Genomic DNA, 20,671 nt, shown 5'->3' with positions numbered 1-20,671 from the left:
TGTTCCTTATCCGACTCAATAGATCGCCCCGGCGAAAGCGAGCCGGCTCCGGCGCCCTGACCCGGCGGGACTCTGGCGAGCACGACGCCGGATAGCGAGTTCCTGTCCGCGGGCGCGAGTCTCCTGCAGACCGAATACAGCGAGAGCAGGAGTCGACTCTATTATTTCGTTGTCAATCCAGCGCCTCTGCCGGGCCGAAGAATTCGTATCGGCAACGCTCGTCGGGCTGCCCCAGATCGCGCAGCGTTCGCTTCACGAAACCCATGAACGGCTTCGGGCCGAGGAAATACGCATTGAACGCCTGATCGGCCGGAAGCCACTGACGCAACTGCTCGAAAGTGGGCCGGCCGACTGCGTCAGGCGTGCGTTTGTCTTCCGAATCGACATGCTCGTAGACAACATACGCCTGCAGTTGAGGGTAACGTGCGGTCCAATCGTCGAGCAGGCCGCCGAAGGCGTGAACCCGTTCATTGCGCGCGTAGTGGATGAAAACAACTGGCCGCCCGGATGTCAAAGCAGTCTCGGCTATCGCCAGAGTTGGCGTAATGCCGACGCCGCCGCTGATCAGGGCTACAGGAGCGCTGCCATCCAGAAGGGTAAATTCGCCTGCCGGAGGAAACAGGTCCACGGTGCTGCCTTCCAATACGTGGTCGTGCAGGTAGTTCGACGCCTTGCCGCCATGCTCGCGTTTGACACTTATGCGGTAGCCGTGACCGTTCGGTGCGGCAGACAGTGAGTAATTTCGGCGAATTTCCTCGCCGGCGATAGTCAGACGCAGCCCAATGTACTGGCCTGGAGCGAAGTCCGCGACGCGCTCGCCATCAACGGGCTCCAGGTAAAATGAAGTGATCTCTGCGCTCTCCGGGACCTTGCGTACGACGCGGAACGGTCGAGCGCCCCGCCATCCTCCCGGCGCCATCGCGAGTCTGTCATAAACCTGACTCTCCTCGGCAACGAGGAGATCGGCGAGTTGCTGATAGGCCGCGCCCCAAGCCTCAATGACAGAGCCGGTGGCGATTTCCGGGCCGAGTACATCGCTGATCGCCCGCAGCAGGCATGCACCCACGATCGGATAGTGCTCGGGCTGAACTTGCAGGGCCACGTGCTTGTTGACGATCTGTGCCGCGAGTGGTCCTAGGGCTTCGAGCTGATCAATGTGGCGGGCATACTGCAATACTCCGTTGGCTAGTGCGCGCTGCTGCACGCCGCTTGTCTGGTGCGCCTGATTGAAGAGGGGGCGCACCTGTGGGTTTTCGGCGAGCAGAAGCTTGTAGAAATGGGAGGTGAGCATCTCCCCGCCCGTTTCCAGCAGCGGGACGGTCGATTTGATGATATCGCGTTGAGCGTTTGTCAGCATGGAAAAGCCACTCCTCGATGGGCTGGTCCCGGGTGCCGTTTTCAAGGCGCTCAGAGTTGCCAGCCACAGATCATTCGGGCGGTCGTCGCACTTATGCGGCGACTCGCGCGGGACTCCTCGAACGATAGGGGAGACGGCACCTTACGTAAAATGCCAATTGATGATGCTTCGTTTCACTGTCAGTGATTCTCCCCGGCGCAACAGGGCACGTTGTGACACGGATGTTTCGCGATGACGTGAAGTCGCAGCTCGCCGCCGCGTCGATATCTGTTGCCGGCAACCGCGCAAACAGATCGTCCACCCGGTCACGATCCCAGAGCCCGTCCATGTGAAATGATCAATGGATATGGGCGGGACCGACGCCGATCGCCAGGATTGCCGCGAGGATCAGCGTGGCCATTGCTGTAAAGAGTGATCCAGTGAAGGTGTGGCTATTGGTGTACAGCGCATTGGCCACCAGTGGCCCGACGATCTGGCCGATCCCGTAGGCTGCTGTCATGCCGGCGAGCATGTTGAAACGTACCGCATGTGCGACACGCCGCGCAGCCGGCATCGCGATGGTCACGGTTCCCATGAATGTGCCGCCTACGAGTAAGGCGCTTGTGAGGTACAACAGCGCGGAATGATCCAGTGCCGGGAGCACGACGCCGATCGCCTGTACGACAAGATTGAGTACGAGGCTAAAACGCGTGCCATACCGGACCTGCAGCGTGTGCCAAAGAAAGCACGACGGCACCGCGCCAAGACCAAAGACGGCCCAGACCTGTATCGGATTCACCGAGCCCAAGGCTCCCTTGATCAGGAGAGGAAGATAAGTTGCGGTGATGATGTATCCGAACCCGGCAAGGCCGTAAATGACAATCAGGCGGACCGCGTCGAGTATGGAGCTATTGTCCTCGCGTGCGCCGCTGCCATCGCGGCCAAAATGCAACTCGGGCCTCGGCTGGGTTCCCAGGGCGGGCATCGCGACGAGCACCATGACCAAGCTGCTGATTGCCAGGACGAGCCATATCATCGAACTGTCAAGCCCGGTGGCATGGCCTGCCGCGATCAGTTCCGCGGACAGGACAATACCCGCGCCGACACCGGAATACAAAAGCGGCGCGCCGTGGGCGTGCCCCATGTGCTGAAGCAGCCAGAGTGACGCAGCAATCATCGAAATCGCACTGACAATGCCAGCGAGTCCACGAATCACGACGATAGCCCACGGACCGTGAACCCAGGCCAACGCACCCATGCAGATGATACTGATGATGGCGGTTGCGATGGACAGACCGCGCGCGTCGGAAGGTCGGGCACGTGCCACCAGCAGCGCGCCAGCCAGGTAACCTGCATAGTTTGCGGATGCGGCCAAGGTTCCGCTATGAACGGTCAGGATCTGGTCACTGATCATCAACGGGTAGAGGCCGGTAAAGGCGAAGCGCCCGAATCCCATGCCGATAGCCAGGACTGCAGCAGCGGCGAGCGATGGGCCCAATGCATAGCGTTGGGCAAATATTGATGACGAGGCATTCACGCTGTTTCTCCCGGGATGCTGAAGGTCACCGGATCCATTTGTTGAATCTTCCATTTAACATTCGCAATATCGAGCGATGCTTCGCGCCGACGGCGATAGGAACGCTCGTGTTCGCGTGAACAACTGAACGCGTCTGTCGTGAGCGAGGTTCGCCTCGTCGGCTACCAACCATGAATGTCCAAAGCGCCGCTTTTTGGTTCTTAAAGAGGAAATTATACTATCACAATATTCTCAAAACGAGAATGCGAAAGGCGATCGGATTCACCCGCCGCCTTGCCTAAGGAGTCGCTGTTGTTGCTTGGTCCACACGCAACGCGGGGTAGGGGCTGACTTGGATCGGTCAATCGTGCCGTCGTGTTATGCGCGTTCCGCGAGATACGGAGCATCGCGACCGACGTTGATTTTCCATCGGCATCCCGGCGGCGGGGCCGAACAGTGGCGGGTCGATGTCCGCATTGACGACATCGCCTAAAATGGAAACTCCGCCGCAAAAGTTTCCTTGAGAAAGGCGAGCACGATTTTGATTCGTGGCAGCCGGCTCAGATATTGATGCGTGCTCACCCAGACATCACGGTTTACCTGGATAAGCTGAGGCAGCACGGGTACGAGACCGAAGCGTTCAGCGCGCGCGAACGCCGGCAACATGACTATCCCGGCGCCAGCGACGGCCGCGAACATCTGCGCGAGCATGCTGCTCGAATAGAAAGCGATCGCCGGCCCGGTGATCGCTTCATCGAGCCACCGCACGGCGTCCAATTGGATCAGATCGTCGATGTAACCGACGAACGCGTGATTGCGCAATGCATCAACCGAAATCGGTGTTTCGTGCCGCCCGAGATAATCGGCGCTCGCATATAGATGCAATGGAAAACGTCCGATCCGCGACACTTCGAGATTGAGGCCATGCGGCTCGAAGAAGCTGAGAAAGATATCGGCTTCGCGCTGTGAGATGCGCACGTCGTGAGACGACGTCACGAGTTCGATAGTTATGCTTGGCTGTACCTGCTTGAAGCGGGCGAACTGCTCGCTCAGATAAAGCGACGCAATCCCTTCCATTGTCGCAACGCGCACGTGCCCGGCGGGAGCGGGAGTGCCGTTTTCCAGCGTGTCAGTGAGCGAGAGCAGGTTCGCTTCGATCGCTTCAACATGAGCCAGTATCATGCGCCCGTGTGCATTGAGGCGACAACCATGACGGTCTCGCTCAAAGAGTGGCGTTTCCATTGCGAATTCGAGTGCAGAAACTCGGCGGCCAACGGTGGCGTGGTCCATGCCAAGACTACGGCCTGCGTTCGAAAAGCTGCCGGCGCGCGCGACGGCCAGAAAAACGCGCAGATCGTCCCAGCTCAGCCGATTGATATTCACGAGTCTTTCCAAAGAAGAGCCTGTGAGTATTGTGGCTGTGCAAATTTGCACTGGCCAGTGATTCTTTTCCGGGTGGTGAAGCGCGATTCCTGCGCGTACAGTGCGACATCAAGATTGCGGCACCTTGCGGTCATGCGGATACGATCGCGTTGCCGCAGTCTTTCGGGGCCGCGCGTTCAACTGTCGCAAACGAAGAAGTTCGTTCGCATTTTTTCTGACTGCGGGGATGCCCATGGCTAAAGATATCAGTACCAAGCTCATTCACGACAACTACGTTCCGCCTGCAGGCTACAAGGCGGTTCCGCCGGGCGTATTCAAGGGCTCGACAGTACTGTTTCCCAACGCGGCCACGGTGCGCGAGAGAGTTAAGGCATTTGGCTTGCGCGACGGATACAGTTACGGCCTTTACGGAACGCCGACGACGTACACGCTCGAGCAGCGTCTGTGCGCGCTGGAAGGCGCGCGTCACTGCCTGCTGGGGCCTAGCGGACAGGCAGCCATCGCACTCGTCAATCTTGGCCTCCTTTCGGTCGGGGATGAGTTATTGCTTCCGTCGAATGTATACGGGCCCGCGTTGCGACACGCACGTACTACATTGCCCCCGCTAGGCATCACGCACCAGTGTTACGACCCAATGGACCCCGCCGACCTGGAGCGCAAGCTGACTTCAAGGACGAAGCTCGTCTGGGTGGAGGCACCGGGCTCTATCACCATGGAGTTCCCTGATCTTCGTAAGCTGATAGCGATCGCGAAAAACAAAGGCGCAGTTGTTGCGCTTGATAACACGTGGGGGGCGGGCATCGCGTTCAAGCCTTTCGAGCTCGGAGTCGACATCAGCATCCACGCCTTGACGAAATATCCTTCGGGCGGCGCCGATGTATTGATGGGATCGGTGACAACTAACGATGATGCACTGCATGACCGGCTTCGGATCGCATACCTGGATTTGGGCATGGGTGTAGGCGCCAATGACGTCGAGCTCGTGCTGCGTGGTCTTCCGACGATGGAGGCGCGATATCATCTGCATGATGCAACCGCTCGCGATCTTGCGTCATGGCTGGCCGCGCAACCCGCCATCCTAAAGGTTCTCCACCCGGCGCTTGAAGGGAGTCCGGGCCACGAACACTGGGCGACACATTGCAGCCTTGCGGCGGGACTCTTTTCCGTTCTCGTCGACGACGCCTATACATCATCGCACGTCGATTCATTCTGCGACCAGCTAGGCCTTTTCGGAATTGGGCTATCCTGGGGCGGGCCGATGAGCCTTGTGATGCCCTATGACCTTCCGAGCATCCGCGACGGTGCGGGACGTTATGCAGGTCATCTGGTGCGCTTTTCGATTGGTCTGGAAAGCGCGGACGACTTGCGGGAAGATCTTGCCCGGGCGCTGCGTGGATCTTTTGGCGGTTGACGGCTAGACGCTACGATTCCACCTGACAGCCTACTTGCCGGCCCCGCGCAGCGAACGCTTTTTTGCGATGGAGCTAAATCTTGCTGTCGACGATCCGCGCACGAATGCGCGGATCGTCGACAGCAGGGACAAAAGTCAAGTCGCGGCATACGGATCGAAAGTGGCGTTACCCGATCGCACTCTGCCACTCCTCGACCAGTGTGCGTACCAGTTCGCCGGCGGGCAGTTCACGAGCCAGTGGTGCCCCCTGTCCCGCCCATTGTGCAGCGAACTCATGATTGCCGAGTTTGGCGGCGGCGGCATGGAGCCGTTTCGCTGCATCGTAGGCGACTGGATAGTCGGCGGGTATGGGGCTGCCGATAGCACTGCCGTGGGTGATCAGGCGATTGACCATGCCACGCGCTGGGCGCCCTGATAGGGCCGTCGTAAGTCGAGTCGTCTTTGCTCGCTCATGCTTCAGATTTGTCCGATAATTTTCGTTCGCCGCGGATTCCGGGCAAAGAATGAATGCAGTTCCGAGTTGTACTGCTGCCGCTCCGAGATCCAGTGCGGCCTGGATGCTTCGACCGTCCATGATTCCCCCAGCGGCAATTACCGGCAGCTTTGTCTGGCGGACCAGGATGCGTACGAGCACCGCTGTGCTGAGGCCCTCATCGACAGCGTCGGGATCAAACATCCCCCGGTGACCTCCGGCTTCGATTCCCTGGGCTACGATGGCGTCGATGCCAGCTTGCTCAACCAAAGTGGCTTCTGCTTCGTTGGTCACGCTCGCGATCGTAACGATGCCTGCCTTGCGCAGGGCGTCGATGCAATCGGGCGGGGGAAGTCCAAAGTGGAAGCTGACGACGGCGGGTCGTTGTTTGAGCAACATATTGAACGTTTCTTCATCGCCAACGAATGTCTTGTAGATCTCGTCAAGGGACGCCGGCACATCGATCCCGCTTTCCGCAAATAGAGGCGCGAGATGCTGTAGCCAGGCCGATTCGCGCGCCACATCTCGCTGGGCAGCCCCGTGGCAAAAGACGTTCACGTTGAATGGCAGGTTCGTCAGTGCCCGCGTCTCTTCTATCATCTTGCGCGCTTGTGCAGTCGTGCTCGCGCCCAGGCCGAGTGAGCCTAGTCCTCCGGCATTGGACACTGCCGCCGCTAGTCGAGGGGTGGCCACGCCGGCCATGGGTGCCTGAATGATTGGGTACTGAACGCCGAGTCGAGCGGTGAAGTCGCTGGACAAACTCATGAAATATCTCCTTTCAAGAATACATGCGCGGAGTCTGATTGAATCCCGAAAATAGAATATAATCCTTAAATAATTCCTCAATAGAGAATAGCATGGATTTGGAGTCGCTCAAGATATTCTGTGTCGTAGCAGCGGAGCTGAGCATCACGCGCGCCGCCGCACGTCTAGGGCGTGTTCAGTCCAACGTAACGACGCGCATTCAGCAGTTGGAAGCAGACGTAGGGGTCGAATTGTTCGTTCGGACCGGAAAACGCATGAGCCTGTCTACGGCGGGCGAATGCTTCCTCGGCTATGCGCAGCGGCTTCTGGCGCTGGAGGAAGAGGCGCGTCACGTGGTGACGGGCGGACTGGACGGAGGGGCATTGCGCATTGGATGCATGGAAAGTACTGCTGCCAGTCGCCTCCCCGTCCTTTTGGCGGGCTATCACACACGCTTTCCGGCGACCCGCCTGGAAGTAACGACCGGGCCTTCGCGGCAGTTGCTCGAGCAGGTCCGCACCGGCCGCCTCGATTGTGCCTTTCTCGCTCTGCCCCCCGGTATCGGCGATGACGTCACACTGGAGGATATGGGGCTATTGGCCAAAAGCGTGTGGCGGGAAGAATTGCTGTTGCTGTTGCCTCCCGGCGAATCGTCGGTGCGTCGGGCGGCCGATGTCCGGGCGCGATCGCTGGCAGCATTTTCGCAGGGCTGCACGTATCGCGCTATCGCGGAAGAGCGGTTGGGCATAGCCGACACGACCGACTGGAACGTACAGGAGATGGGCTCGTACCACGCAATGATTGCATGCGTGTCCGCCGGTGCGTGCGTTGCGTTGCTGCCCAAAAGTGTCCTTGAGCTGGCCAAAGCGCCGCAGTCTCTTAAGACGCTGCATGCGGGCTACGCGGAAACCTGCCTGATCTGGCGCAACGACTACGATGTGCCAGCATTCCAGAATCTTGCCGGGCAGCTCCGAAGAATCTGAAGATTGACTGAAACACCGTCATGGCACGACACGCGTTGACATCGTTTGAGATGGACGCTGACACACACGTCGTGCACAACGATATGAATGGATGCAGATACCGACCGAGAGGTGCGAACCCGACCCGGTCGGGTCGAGCTACGCCGTTTAAGTTCCAACTGGTACGCACGAGAAATTCTGAGCCTGATTGGGATCGCCGGAGCCGATGTACTTTGGATACTTTCCGAGTTGACAGATGGGGCGCGACAGCGTGACGTTACCGGATGAATCCACGTTGGAGGCCGTGAGCTCGCTGGGGGGCACGCCTTTTTCCACCCAGTTGCGCAATTGCCCAATCATATCCGCCTGCACGGGACCTTTCATGGTAGGTCCCGTGTACCCGCAATGACCTACTCCTGGGAAAAGCCGCATCTGTGTGTTAGCTCCGGAAGCGCCGGCCAATGATGCAATCTGTTGGTACCAGTTGGCTGTTGCATCAACGGACAGCGCTGCATCGTCGGTGCCCTGGTAAAAGAGGACTTTTTTCCCCTTCTTGAGAAAGGACGCTACTGCGGCAGGGTCCACCTCGAGATGATATGGTGCGGCGGCGGTCACGAGTCGTTGCCAGTCGGTGTCAACATTGAATGCGGCGGGATCATATGACGTTCCCTTGTATACGACGTACTTTGCAATCGCCGCGCCAACCGATGCCATTGCCTGGTACATGTTCAGGCCGTTATAGCCCAGCTGCTGTGGTCCGAAGCCGAGCTTATAGGCCACGGTTGTACCGTCCGCCAGCACCATGTCCGAGTAGAGCGTTTTGATCGCCTTAAGCTGGTCTGGTGACCAGCTCGAAATGGTAGTTGGATCGAACTTGCACGCCGACGGGTTACTGACGATGCCGTCGGTGACGCCGTCCAGAGAGTCGCACTGCGAAATGTATGCGTTGTTTATCTTTGTCCAGTCGTCATTGGACATTGCCGTTGACGCGACCTGGGACTCGGCACGGATGAGAAAGCCAAGGAAAGGAAGGGCGGGCGCCTGAGAGATGACACCATCATAATTGTCGGGATACGTCTCGGCCGCCACCGCGGCTTCGACGCCTCCCCTTGAACAACCGACGAAGTACTTGTAGGAAGGATCCATCTTGTAGTAGCTCTTGACTACTGCCCTCCCGAATGCATAAGTATCGCCGATAGCGGCATAGGAATAGTCCGTTAGCGCCTGATTGTCGGTCAAGCCGGCACCGGTGCCCGTCGGATCGCTTCGCCCACCGTTGGAGCCGATAAAGACGGATCCATCCTGCAGCGGCTGGCGGCTATTCCATAGCGCGTTGCCATTCGGCAAGCTTCCGTCGAGCCCGCCGCCACCGCCATGAATCAGATCGCCGGTCCACGTGGTCGGCAGATAGGCCTCCATCTGAAATCCGTTCGGGTTGCCGTTTGCGTTTGCGATCACTGAACAGTATTCCGGCGCCACACCGCTGGCGGCGACAATAGATGCTGCTGTGACGGTGGCCGGACCAAAGGATGAGCCTACCAATCCTGAGCAGGCCGATCTCTGCGCAGTGGTCGGGAACGACGAGGTGGTGGTACTGCCTCCGCATCCCGATACAACGAGGGCGGCCACCATCCCCGCAGCGCCGATTGCGATTGCTCCGTTATGTGTAAATTTCATTGATCTACCCTCCATGGTCGCCCGTTCGTCAGTTGAATGGCAAATGCAGAGTGCGCAGAGAATGAGCTGATTGCTGGCTCGTCTCGGTGCATGCTGCAATGATCTTTTGCCGATGTTTTCTCATCGGCTGCCAACATGGTTGCGATCCGAAATAAAAAGGTGAAATTCTTTGTTTTGATTCGTTCCATCTCGGCCGGTGATGTAGTCGCGCGAAAGGAGGGCAATTCGGCCTGGAATCTGTGCGGCGAGAGTAAATGACGAACGTAACGACACGTAACGACTAACGAGGAGCACGCGCCGGCGATCCGAGCGTTCAGAGCCTCCCGTGCCCGCGAGCGCTATGTCGCGTGGACGCTCGTGTGAAAGCGATCGAACAATCGTGCGGACGACGGCGGTTGAGTGCGTGGTCCTGCTCTCCCATGAAGTCAATGAGAGCAACGCGCTTTAGGCGTACCCGTACTACGACAATGTTCCGATATGATTGTGACGCGAGGGATAAGCGGGTGATGCGCTGATGTTGTTGAGCGACAGACGAGGGTTTCCCGCGCCTGGTTTGCATACGACTTTGAGCCGGAAGGATTTTTCAGCGCGTCAAGTGGCTGCGTCCGTGCGTTGACTGTAGTGGCAGTTCTCCAGCGTCTTCGAATTTTCAGGACGGGGGACAGGATTGTGCTGAAAGCCACCTCATCCGCTCACTGAGACGCCGCTTCCAATCGGGAGCGAGGCCCGGGACGTTGGCCAGGATTCTGAGATCTTCAATGGTGGGGCGGTGGGCCAATTGCACCTGCCAGAAACGATCGATAGAGACCTGGTCCGTCTGACGTTCCAGAAGTGTCATCTGATCGCCTGCTCGAACGACGCCTGGACTGATGACCCGATAGTACCAACCCGTGATGCGGGTCTGCATCACATAGACGGACATACGGTCGACGCCGAAGCGATGATTGATCTTCCAGCAGGGACTGCGGGGCTGAGAAACCTGCAGCACTGCCGTGCCGGCTGCGAACACGTCGCCAATGTGCACGCTGCATTCCGACAGCCCGTACGCCGAAAGATTTTCTCCAAGGCTGCCGGGAACCAGTGCATTTGCGCGCTCCGCGAAAGCGTCTGCGAGCCGTGCATAGTTTTCGGCGGCGTATTGATGGACTGCCTTTTCAGGGCCGCCGTGCACCCTTGAGTCGGCGTGCTCATCCCCGACTAAGCCGTCTACCTCAATGCGTGCGTGGCCGTGAATCTGTCGTTTGAAAATGCCGCTCCGGTGTCCTTCGAGGTCAAGGGCGCCAGTTCCTCCTGCAAAGAGGCATTCAATCGTCGAGCTAAGCGTCATGGTCGCGGTTGCTGCCGTTAGGTGTTTACGCCACTGTGCCGTGCCCCGGAGACCCAGTAAAGTGATAATAAGAGATGAAATGAATCACTCTCGGTGATGATTAGGTGGTGTCATGGAACTGCGTCATTTGAAGATCTTCTGCGCGGTAGCGGAGTGCGGCAGTTTCACCGCCGCCGCCATGAAGGTGCACACTGTCCAGTCCAACGTCACCATGCGAGTCAAGGAACTCGAGCAGGAGCTCAATCAGCAGCTGTTCATCCGTAACAAGGGCGGCGTGTTGCTTACATCCGCGGGGCGGACCTTTTTGGGTTACGCGCGCCGTATCCTTCAGTTGGCCGATGAGAGTCGAGCTGCGATGCTGGATACGTCGACGCCTGGAGGACAGCTTCGTCTCGGGTCTATGGAAACGACGGCCGCGATACGTCTGCCGCAGGTGTTGACGAAGTATCGGCAGAGGTACCCGCAGGTGCAACTGTCGTTGGTAACCGGTACGACCGTCGAGCTGATCAAGGCCATCGAGAATCATGAGCTTGACGGCGCGTTCGTGGGCGGGATTCACCAGAACCTGACGCTGCTCCAGGAGGAGGTGTTCGAGGAGGAGCTCGTTCTAGCCAGCAGCTCAGAGATCGATTCGTTGACTGCGCTGATCCACACTATGCCTGCTCAGACTGTGCTGGTTTTTCGCACGGGGTGCTTCTATCGATCTACGCTTGAGAACTGGTTCTATCAGGCGGGTCTGATGCCGAAGGAGATCCTGGAGCTGGGGACCTTGGACGGTATTCTTTCGTGTGTGGCTGCGGGCATGGGCGTTACCTTGCTGCCCAAGGCAATCGTGGAGCGCTATGGGTCGAGGCAGGAGATCAGATATCACCGATTGCCGACCGAATTCGCCATCGTCAAGACGGTTTTCATTCGCAGGAACGACACCTTCGCTAGTCCAGCACTGACCGCGTTCATCGATCTGGCGCGCTGTCAGCTCACGCCGCCAAACGGCGACATTAAATCCGGTCTCGACGAAAGCATTTCACTCGATCACATGGTTGCCGGCACGATCGAGACCGGTGTTCACTAGATTTCCGGAATGATCCGCCAGCCGAAGGGCGGCCGGCGGTATTCATTAGTTGGCGCCCCCTGCGACGATGAGTTGCCGTATCGACGAGGGCAGCGATTGACAGGCGGCCTCGTCGTTCGCAGTTTCCCGGGAAACGGATATATGGGGCAATCCCTCGGTGAGCTCGGCGACTCGATCGGCCGCGGGAACGACGGCACTGATTTTTCCCACACCCTGTCCGGCATAAAGGGACAGTTTCTGTGCCATGCGCGGCTTGTCGATCGCTCGGGCGCCGCCCCCGATGAAACGAAGCAGATTCCACTTGTTGCGATTGGGAATCACCCGGTGGGGCGTGCCGTACTTCCAGCCGAACGAGTAGCCCGTCCGATATTCGGTATCGTCGACCGTGGAATCAACGATTTTCTGCTTGTAGAGAGGATGAGCGTTCGACTCCTCGCTGGCGACGAATGCGGTACCGACCAGCACGCCGGATGCCCCTAATCCCATCGCAGCTGCCACATCGGCGCGACTCACGATGCCCCCTGCCGCAAGCACGGGGCGTCCTTGCGCAACGTCGATAATCGAGGGCAGCAGAGAAAGCAGCCCGATGGTGCCGCGATTGAGGTGTCCGCCGCTCTCGCTGCCTTGCGCAACGATGATGTCTGCTCCGCGCTGGATCGCCAACCGGGCGAGCTGGACGGAGCCAACCTGCACCATTACTGCCAGGCCGGCATCTTTGGCGCGGGGAATCATGTCGGCGTAGTCCTCTGCATAGAACAGCGAGAGCATCCTCGGTCTTTCTTCGAGAATGACCCGGAACTGCGCTTCGAATACATCCGGGCCGCCGAAGGAGGGAACGAGGTTGACGCCGAAAGGCCGTTCCGTTAGTTGCCGGGTCTCACGTATCCATTGACGCAGGACACGCGGCGGTAACCGGAGGCCGCCGAGCGTGCCCATGCCCCCTGCGTTCGCGACCGCGGCGACCAGCTTCGGCCCCGAGATTGCTGCCATGCCTGCGAGAAAGATTGGGTATCGCACGCCGCATAGCCGGGTCACATCGTTTCCGAGAAACCCGTTTTCAATGTTTCGCATGATTTCAAAGCTCCACGTGTTTGCCAAGCATGCGTTTCAGCACATCGTTCCGAAGAGCGAAGTGATTCTTGAGCGCGCCGAAGATATGCAGGCTCAGGCCCGCGAGAAAGGCTGTCGAACCGAATCTGAAAAGGAATTCGATAACTCGATGTGCTTGCGCGTTGGGCCCGATGACTGCCGGTATCGCGATTCCCCACGGCAGCGGCATCGCCGTTCCAGCGGTCGACCACGACAGCCATGCGGCGACGGGCAGCAATACCATTGCCAACGCCAGTGCGACCGCGACCGATCTGCTGACGATGACTTCGATAGGGTTGGGGGTGCCTAGAGGCAGGGGATGGTAGGAAGAAATTCTCGCCCAGAATCGATAGACTGATCCCAGAAAAAGCAGAACGCCCAGCAAATTCCGGATCTTTATCAAATTCATCGCAGGTGCGGCATCGACCGGGAACGAGACGGCGATGCTCAATGCAACGATTGAAACGAGCAACGCTGCTACCAACCAATGCAGTACCACAGTGAGAGGCGAGAACCCGAGGCCGTTATCTCGCAATTGCATGCTTGTCTCCTTGAATGATGCTCGGGGTGGGCAACGCGAGCTAGTGACTCGTTGCGCCAGATGCACCGAGCCCTGTTTGCGCTCGAACGAACTGTTCTTCGAAGCTGGCCCGTTCCCTGATGGCGCGAGGACTGCCGTCCGTAACAGAGCCTAACCAACTGAAGCAGAATGCGATGCTCATTGAGATGGCGGCCGGATAGTCGTACGGAAAAATCGCGTGAGCGTTGCCGAGCACTTTGACCCAGACGGCCGGCGAGAGAACGACGAGGGCAACGGAACTTGCCAGTCCGGCAAGACCCCCTAGCAGCGCACCACGAGTCGTGAGTCCCTTCCAGTACATGGAGAGTGCGAGGATCGGGAAATTCACGGAGGCCGCGATCGTGAACGCAAGCGCGACGAGGAACGCGATGTTTTGTCCCTTGAACAGGATGCCCAGCACCACCGCTATCACGCCGATGCAAACCGCTGCGATCTTCGACACACGTCGTTCGTCCGCTTGGCTGGCACGGTTCTTTTTGAGGACTGTCCCGTAAAGGTCGTGCGAAATGGCGGAAGTGCCGGCCATGGTCAGTCCCGCGACAACCGCGAGAATGGTCGCGAATGCGACGGCTGACAGGAAGCCGAGAAACAGGTCTCCGCCGAGTGCTTTGGCGAGATACATCACCGGCATATTGTTGCCGCCGATAAGTTTTCCGCCCAGGCGACCGGCCTCGTAGAAGGCCGGATTCCGGCCTACGATCACGATTGCAGCAAGGCCGAGTATCACGATGACGAGGAAGAAGAAACCGATCAGCCCGGTCGCGACAAAGACCGACTTCCTTGCTTCGCGGGCATCTCGAACGGTAAAGAACCTCATCAGGATGTGCGGCAAACCCGCCGTTCCGAAAACCAGTGCGAAAGAAAGGGAAAGCATCGCGATCGGATCCGACACATGCTTGCTCGGCAGCATAATACCTGCTCCGCTCGCGTGCGTTGCCACTGCGCTCTCGAACAATGCGTCAAAGGAAAAGCCGAATTTGCTGAGTGCGAGCACTGCGAGCAACGTCCCCCCGAACAACATGAAGGTCGCCTTGATGATCTGAACCCATGTCGTGGCGACCATGCCACCGAAGGTTACATAGACCGCCATCAGCAACCCGACGCAAATCACCGCGTAGTTGTAAGGAAGGCCGAACAACAACTCGATCAGTTGGCCTGCGCCAACCATTTGAACCACGAGATAGAAGCAGACGACGGTCAGCGAACCGATTGCCGTCAGCGAGCGGATCCGATTCTGGTCGAGTCGATAGGACGCGATATCGGCTATCGTCACGCGCCCCAGGTTCCGGATGCGTTCTGCAAACAGGAAGAGAAGTAACGGCCACGCGATGAAGAAGCTGACCACGTAGATCATGCCATCATAACCGTTAAAGAAAATCATGCTGGTCACGCCAAGCAACGCCGCGGCCGACATGTAGTCGCCAGCTAGCGCGAGCCCGTTCTGGAACCCGGTGATTCCGCCGCCCGCAGTGTAGAAATCGTCCATCGACTGCGTTTTTGATGACGCCCACCAGGTGATCCCCAGTGTCCCCACGACGAATATCAGAAACATCACGATCGCAGGAATGTTGATCGCGTGCGCTCTAACCCCATGCACAGTCTCAAACGCCGCATAGCCTGTCGTAGACAGGCAAAGGATCGTTGCGGAAAGAAGGAACTGCCGCGCGCGGTTCATTTCTGCTCTCCCGCCAGAATCCGCGCGGTAATTCCGTCGAATTCACCATTGGCGCGACGGACGTACAAACCGGTGAGAAGCCAGGTCCCGACGATTAGCGTTACGCCGATCACCCATCCGGTACTCACAATGCTTGTGCTGGAAATCTTGGTGGCGAGGAGATAGGGCGCGTATGTGGCGACAAGAATGAAGGCGTAGTAGGGGATGATCGTCGCTGCGGTGAGACAAGCCACGAATCGTCTGCGGCGCCTGACGAGGATATCGAACAGGGGGGCCTGCGCGACCCCGGAACATGTAGTTGTCGCCATTTGGCTGCTCCATTTGCGTGTGGTTGTCGGTGCTTGCTGCAGCCCATGATATTCGGTTGGCGTGGGATGGCAGCGCTGTGTGGATTAGACGATATGCCGGCCATTTTTACGCATCAAATAACGATTCGTGATGGTGACGATCGCTTTTGATGAACTACTGCCAATTCGCGATCGATGTCCGGGATGACGATGCCGTACCAGGAGGAAACTCGGTGTTGCGCCGGGACGGATGACCGGGATGATGATTCACTGTCAGTGAAGTTACCCATCATGAATCGTCGTTTTACAGCAGGGGCTGCGGCGCATATTGTCAAACAAGCCGGCTCGGTTTGGCAGCCCGTGCGCGAACCGTTTCGCTGGCGCGGAAGCCGGATACATTTTTCCTGCACACAAAAAGAAACCCAATGGAACACAAACTTCCCCCACTCCCCTATGCGAAGGATGCGCTGGCCCCTCACATGTCGGAGGAGACATTCGATTACCACTATGGTAAGCATCACCAGGCGTATGTCACAAATCTGAACAAACTGATCCAGGGCACCGAGTTCGAGAATCTGGCGCTGGAAGAGATAGTCAGAACATCATCGGGTGGCATGTTCAATAACGCCGCTCAAGTATGGAATCACACGTTCTTCTGGAACAGCCTATCGCCGCAGGGTGGCGGGGAGCCGGGCGGTGCACTTGCGGATGCGATCAAGGGCCGGTGGAACTCGCTGGAGGCATTCAAGCGTGGGTTCGCAAGCGCAGCAGTCTCGAACTTCGGTTCCGGGTGGACCTGGCTTGTGAAAAGAGCCGACGGCTCACTGGACATTGTGTCGACCAGCAACGCTGCCACGCCGATCACGAGCGATGTGCGGCCCCTCCTTACGATCGACGTGTGGGAACACGCCTACTACATCGATCATCGCAACGCGCGGCAGTCTTACGTCGAGGCCTTCCTCGACAATCTGATCAATTGGCCATTCGCGGAGGCCAACTTCGCTTGATGGTTCTAGAGAATATCGGCCGTCCTGGCGACGGTGTTCCGATTTGCTTGTCTGATAACGACGGTCCATTAAAAAAGACTCGCTTCATGGAGAGGTACCTATGTACGGATTGAGAAGAGCCCTGACGTGCTCGTTGTTTGTCGCCGGCCTGAGCGCTGCCGCTGTGGGTCATGCAGCAGAGACGGCGATCAGTTTCACCGTCGATGGTCAGAAGATATCCGGGACGCTCGAACTTCCCGAAAATGTACAAACGCCGCCGGTCATATTGATGCTGCACGGCTTTACCGGTACTCGCAACGAGTGGTCGTCGCCATTAGTCAAAGACGGGTTGTTTGGTCGCGGCGCGAAAGCTCTATCCGAAAAGGGCGTGGCGAGCCTGCGTATTGATTTTCGTGGTAGCGGCGAGAGCGATGGCAAGTTTGAAGATATGACTGTTGACAGTGAGATCAAGGATGCACTGGCAGCGCTGGACTTTCTATCGTCGCGGCATGACATCGACAGCCGGCGGATCTCCGTTGTCGGCATGAGCCTGGGCGGCGCGGTAGCGACCGCGGTCGCCGGTCGGACGACGCATCCGCTCAGATCGGTTGTACTCTGGAATCCCGGCATCAATTTGCCTGCCGCATTTACTTCCATCTATGGTGAAGACGTCATGAAAGGCGGGTTGGGTAGCGGCGATCAGGCAATTGCCGTAACCATGAGAGGGGGCGGGAAAACCGTCAAGTTAAAATCCGCATTCTTCAAGAGCCTCTACACGACGGTTCCTGCGGCAGAAATCGAAAAATATCGTGGTCCGTTGCTGCTGGCGATAGGTACGAAGGATACGATCGTATTTCCGCAGCCTCTTGCGGCGGAGGGGCTCCTGAGCTATCACCACGGACCACATGTACTCTGGACGAGACCGGTGGATCACGGATTTGACGTCGAGCAAAGTGCCAAGACAGTCGACGCACTTATCGAAGAAACGACTGATTTCGTATTAGAGCACTCGAAGTAGGCTGGCGAAGTGGTCGAATCGCCTGTTCCTCGCTCGAAGGTGGGCGAGAGGATCCTGGTCTACGGCTGACGGCTCGGTGAGACGCATTGAGGCTGTCTGGGGGAAAAGCACGGATGAGCGGGAACTGGCTACTCGCCGTACTTGCTCCTGTCGCCCGCGCAATACATGGCAATCGGCACAGCGGGCTACACGGGCACGGGGCGGTCGACCAGCTTCCTCAGCCAGCTTGAACGGGTGCACCGAAATCTCGATCTCGGATCTGAAGCAGGTCGTGCACACGCTGGATGCGCCGCTCGGCCAGTTTTTCATATCAGAAGGCAAGCCGCGGGGTCACGTGGGGCGGGAGGTGAGGGCTGGAGCGCCTCGCCGCTTCGGCACCGTGAGGGATGGTCTCGTCGAAGAATTCCTGTCACCGAACGTTGGTGGGGCGTTCGAAATGTTCCTCGGCGGCACATCGTGGCGCTGATCGAAGCGGCGATGCCTGATAGCTTTGCTTTAGATAACGCTATGAGGCCCAGGGTGGAGGTGTGCCGGGAACCTTCTTGTAGCGCCTCAGCGCTTCCTTTAGCACCGCAGCGTCTATTTTTCCAACGTCGTGGAGCGCATGCAATGACGCAATAACAATGGAATCTCTGTCAACCTCAAAAAATTCACGAAGTGCCTGCCTTGTGTCGCTCCTTCCAAAACCGTCGGTTCCCAGCGTCACATACTTGCCGGGTACAATCGCCCGAATCAGTTCCGGCACAGCGCGAACATAGTCAGTTGCGGCAACGACGACGGACGCCTCTGTTCCGAGCAATCGAGAAACGAGAGATTCACTGGGGTTACCCAGGCGGGACGCGCGCTCCGCGAGAATTCCGTCCCGATGCAGCTGCGTGAAACTGGTAACGCTCCAAACTGAGACTGGAATTTTCCAGTCGCTCTCGAGACGCTCTGCTGCTGCGAGTACCTCACGCAAGATCGCACCGGACCCGAGAAGCTGTACGATTGGCTGAGCGCCATAATCTCGAGGCAGCTCGTACATTCCGTTTATGATTCCGTTGCGCAATTCGAGTGGATCGAGTTTAGGAGCGGACGGCTGGCTGTAGTTTTCACTAGTTACTGTGACGTAGTAGAAGACGTCATGCTGGTCCTCGACCATCTCCTTCATACCGGCATCGATGATCGTCGCGACCTCGTATGCGAAAGCCGGGTCATATGCGCGGCAATTTGGTATCGTCGACGCGGCCAGATGACTGCTCCCGTCCTGATGCTGTAAGCCTTCGCCGCCAAGCGTTGTTTTACCTGAGGTGGCACCGATCAGGAAACCTCGGGCCCGTTGGTCCGCCGCTGCCCAAATCAGATCCCCGATGCGCTGAAATCCGAACATCGAATAGTAGATGTAGAACGGCAGCATCACCACGTCGTGGACGCTATAGGCCGTGGCGGCCGCGATCCAGGAGGATACGGCGCCGGCTTCAGAGATACCTTCCTCGAGAATCTGCCCTGTGGCTGTTTCACGGTAGTAGAGCATGGATCCGAGATCTTCGGGCTCATAGAGTTGGCCGTGCGGCGAATAGATTCCCACTTGGCGAAACATGTTTGCCATGCCGAAAGTCCGGGCCTCGTCAGCAACGATGGGCACTAGACATGGCCCTATTGCCTTGTCTTTCAGCAAATTCGACAGAATCCGGATGAGCGCGAGGGTCGTGGACATTCCTCTTTCGTTGAGTTCGAACGCAAAATCGCCGTAGGTGGATATGGCGGGCAGCCTGGGCGGCTCGGAAGCGCTTCGGCGCCGACGCGGCAGGTATCCACCGAGTGTTGCCCGGCGCGTCTGCATATAGCGCATCTCCGCACTGTCTTCCGACGGACGATAGAACCTGAGCTCGGATACATCCTCATCGGACAATGGCAACGAAAAGCGGGTGCGGAATGACTTCAGGTCATCAATCTCGAGCTTCTTCTGCTGATGAGTTGTCATGCGCCCTTGGCCGGCGGTTCCCATGCCGAAACCTTTCATCGTCTTCGCCAGAATCACCGTTGGTTGTCCGGTATGGGCGATCGCTTGGGCGTATGCTGCATGAAGCTTGCGCGGATCATGTCCTCCGCGCTTCAGCCGGTCGATCTCGTCATCGCTCAAATGCGCCGCAAGTGAGCGCAGTTCGGGTGTCTGCCCGAAGAAGTGCTCCCGATTATAGGCACCGCTGTTTGCCGAGAAGGTTTGAAACTGACCGTCGACAGTCCTGGAGAAGGCGTCGAGCAGGGCGCCGTTAGTGTCTCGAGCAAAGAGCGCGTCCCAGTCGCTGCCCCACAGAACCTTGATGACATTCCATCCAGCTCCTCTGAATACCGCTTCCAGCTCGTCAATGATACGGCTGTTGCCGCGGACCGGACCATCGAGTCTCTGGAGGTTAAGTTGATGACGAAAACGAGGTTGTCGAGATGCTCTCGTGCGGCCAGCGACAGTGCACCAATGGCCTCCGGTTCGTCCATTTCGCCGTCGCCGAAGAATCCCCACACGCGCTTGTCCGAGGCAGGTGCCAGCGATCGATGTTGCAGGTACCGGATGAACCGCGCCTGGTAAATTGCATTGTTGGGGCCGATTCCCATGGATCCGGTTGGGAACTGCCAGAAATCGGGCATCAGCCATGGGTGAGGGTACGAGCACAGTCCGTTCCCGCCAATTTCTTGCCGGTAATGCTCGAGGCGCTGCTCGGAGAGAAAGCCTTCGAGATAGGCACGTGCATATACGCCGGGGGCAGAGTGTGCTTGAAAATAGACAAGATCTCCGCCACCATCGGCGGCGGGCCCTCGAAAGAAGTGATTGAAGCCAACCTCGAACAAATCGACTGCAGACGCGTAACTTGCAATGTGCCCCCCGAGTTCGCCATAGGCTTTGTTCGCCCGTACAACCATCGCGAGAGCGTTCCAGCGCAAGGCCGCGGAAAGACGCTCCTCCAGAGCGGCATCGCCAGGATACGGTGTAAGCGTCTCGCCGCGGCCGTTCTGGCGTGCTGATTGAGGTTTTGGGTAGTTTGGTATCCACACCGAAGCGCCCCCCTGCTGCTGGATGCGCCGGTGCATCAAGATTCACGAGGCCGGCGTGCTGCGGCTCCATCCCACGGCCGCAGCAGCGGCGAGGAGTCCTGCCTCC

General features: G+C 58.2%; 16 protein-coding genes and 2 pseudogenes. 6 read left to right on the top strand and 12 right to left on the bottom strand.

From position 1 onward, the window contains the following. Positions 1-172 precede the first annotated feature (172 nt). The 4 genes and pseudogenes from hmpA to B0G80_RS46750 form a co-directional block, all read right to left on the bottom strand. Entirely contained in the window at positions 173-1,357 is a 1,185-nt protein-coding gene (gene hmpA, locus B0G80_RS07330) for an NO-inducible flavohemoprotein (protein ID WP_116117541.1), read from the bottom strand. A gap of 337 nt (positions 1,358-1,694) precedes the next feature. Further along, the gene (locus B0G80_RS07325) at positions 1,695-2,927 is read right to left on the bottom strand and encodes a YbfB/YjiJ family MFS transporter (RefSeq protein ID WP_116117540.1); all 1,233 of its coding nucleotides are present in this window, start codon (positions 2,925-2,927) and stop codon (positions 1,695-1,697) included. Positions 2,928-3,341: 414 nt separating this feature from the next. Continuing rightward, positions 3,342-4,034 (bottom strand): substrate-binding domain-containing protein, encoded by a 693-nt coding sequence (locus tag B0G80_RS07320; protein ID WP_258878953.1) that lies wholly within the window; start codon positions 4,032-4,034, stop codon positions 3,342-3,344. A 60-nt stretch (positions 4,035-4,094) separates the two neighbouring features. Then, positions 4,095-4,235, bottom strand: a pseudogene (locus B0G80_RS46750) (LysR family transcriptional regulator); the annotation flags it as partial. 232 nt (positions 4,236-4,467) lie between these two features. Between B0G80_RS46750 and B0G80_RS07310 the strand changes: the two are divergent. Then, positions 4,468-5,646 (top strand): PLP-dependent transferase, encoded by a 1,179-nt coding sequence (locus B0G80_RS07310; RefSeq protein WP_116119559.1) that lies wholly within the window; start codon positions 4,468-4,470, stop codon positions 5,644-5,646. Positions 5,647-5,812: 166 nt separating this feature from the next. Here the strand turns inward: B0G80_RS07310 and B0G80_RS07305 are convergent, their stop codons facing one another. Then, the gene (locus B0G80_RS07305; RefSeq protein ID WP_116117537.1) at positions 5,813-6,883 is read right to left on the bottom strand and encodes a nitronate monooxygenase family protein; all 1,071 of its coding nucleotides are present in this window, start codon (positions 6,881-6,883) and stop codon (positions 5,813-5,815) included. Between the two features lie 92 nt (positions 6,884-6,975). Between B0G80_RS07305 and B0G80_RS07300 the strand changes: the two genes are divergently transcribed. After that, positions 6,976-7,845 (top strand): LysR substrate-binding domain-containing protein, encoded by an 870-nt coding sequence (locus tag B0G80_RS07300; protein WP_116117536.1) that lies wholly within the window; start codon positions 6,976-6,978, stop codon positions 7,843-7,845. A gap of 147 nt (positions 7,846-7,992) precedes the next feature. Here B0G80_RS07300 and B0G80_RS07295 read toward each other — a convergent pair whose 3' ends face one another. Continuing rightward, positions 7,993-9,501 (bottom strand): tannase/feruloyl esterase family alpha/beta hydrolase, encoded by a 1,509-nt coding sequence (locus tag B0G80_RS07295; protein ID WP_181919926.1) that lies wholly within the window; start codon positions 9,499-9,501, stop codon positions 7,993-7,995. 649 nt (positions 9,502-10,150) lie between these two features. Then, the gene (locus tag B0G80_RS07290) at positions 10,151-10,828 is read right to left on the bottom strand and encodes an MOSC domain-containing protein (RefSeq protein WP_116117534.1); all 678 of its coding nucleotides are present in this window, start codon (positions 10,826-10,828) and stop codon (positions 10,151-10,153) included. A 112-nt stretch (positions 10,829-10,940) separates the two neighbouring features. On the opposite strand from B0G80_RS07290, the gene B0G80_RS07285 reads away from it, so the two are divergent. Continuing rightward, complete coding sequence (locus B0G80_RS07285) at positions 10,941-11,900, top strand: LysR family transcriptional regulator (protein WP_116117533.1); 960 nt, start codon at positions 10,941-10,943, stop codon at positions 11,898-11,900. A gap of 45 nt (positions 11,901-11,945) precedes the next feature. On the opposite strand, the gene B0G80_RS07280 is transcribed toward B0G80_RS07285, so the two are convergent. Genes B0G80_RS07280 through B0G80_RS07265 form a run of 4 tightly spaced genes read right to left on the bottom strand, consistent with a single transcriptional unit; the run spans position 11,946 to position 15,552 of the window. Continuing rightward, entirely contained in the window at positions 11,946-12,971 is a 1,026-nt protein-coding gene (locus B0G80_RS07280) for a nitronate monooxygenase family protein (RefSeq protein ID WP_116117532.1), read from the bottom strand. Between the two features lie 4 nt (positions 12,972-12,975). Beyond that, positions 12,976-13,530, bottom strand: coding sequence for a cytochrome b (locus B0G80_RS07275; RefSeq protein WP_116117531.1), 555 nt, complete (start codon positions 13,528-13,530; stop codon positions 12,976-12,978). 40 nt (positions 13,531-13,570) lie between these two features. Beyond that, the gene (gene actP / locus B0G80_RS07270; protein ID WP_116117530.1) at positions 13,571-15,244 is read right to left on the bottom strand and encodes a cation/acetate symporter ActP; all 1,674 of its coding nucleotides are present in this window, start codon (positions 15,242-15,244) and stop codon (positions 13,571-13,573) included. After that, entirely contained in the window at positions 15,241-15,552 is a 312-nt protein-coding gene (locus B0G80_RS07265) for a DUF485 domain-containing protein (RefSeq protein WP_116117529.1), read from the bottom strand. Before B0G80_RS07265 ends, actP begins: the two co-directional genes overlap by 4 nt. Positions 15,553-15,956: 404 nt before the next feature. Here B0G80_RS07265 and B0G80_RS07260 point away from each other — a divergent pair, with 404 nt between their 5' ends. The 3 genes from B0G80_RS07260 to B0G80_RS07250 all read left to right on the top strand — a co-directional run bounded on the left by B0G80_RS07260 (position 15,957) and on the right by B0G80_RS07250 (position 18,001). Then, positions 15,957-16,538, top strand: coding sequence for a superoxide dismutase (locus B0G80_RS07260; protein WP_116117528.1), 582 nt, complete (start codon positions 15,957-15,959; stop codon positions 16,536-16,538). 100 nt (positions 16,539-16,638) lie between these two features. Beyond that, a complete protein-coding gene (locus B0G80_RS07255; RefSeq protein WP_116117527.1) occupies positions 16,639-17,535 on the top strand; it encodes a S9 family peptidase in 897 nt (298 codons plus the stop codon). Between the two features lie 226 nt (positions 17,536-17,761). Continuing rightward, positions 17,762-18,001, top strand: coding sequence for a hypothetical protein (locus B0G80_RS07250; protein ID WP_116117526.1), 240 nt, complete (start codon positions 17,762-17,764; stop codon positions 17,999-18,001). A 39-nt stretch (positions 18,002-18,040) separates the two neighbouring features. Here B0G80_RS07250 and mdeB read toward each other — a convergent pair. Beyond that, positions 18,041-20,499, bottom strand: a pseudogene (gene mdeB / locus B0G80_RS07245) (alpha-ketoglutarate dehydrogenase); the annotation flags it as partial. Positions 20,500-20,671 lie beyond the last annotated feature (172 nt).

The organism is Paraburkholderia sp. BL6669N2 (genome assembly GCF_003387275.1).
Lineage (GTDB): Bacteria > Pseudomonadota > Gammaproteobacteria > Burkholderiales > Burkholderiaceae > Paraburkholderia.
This window is presented reverse-complemented; position numbering and strand designations above follow the sequence as displayed.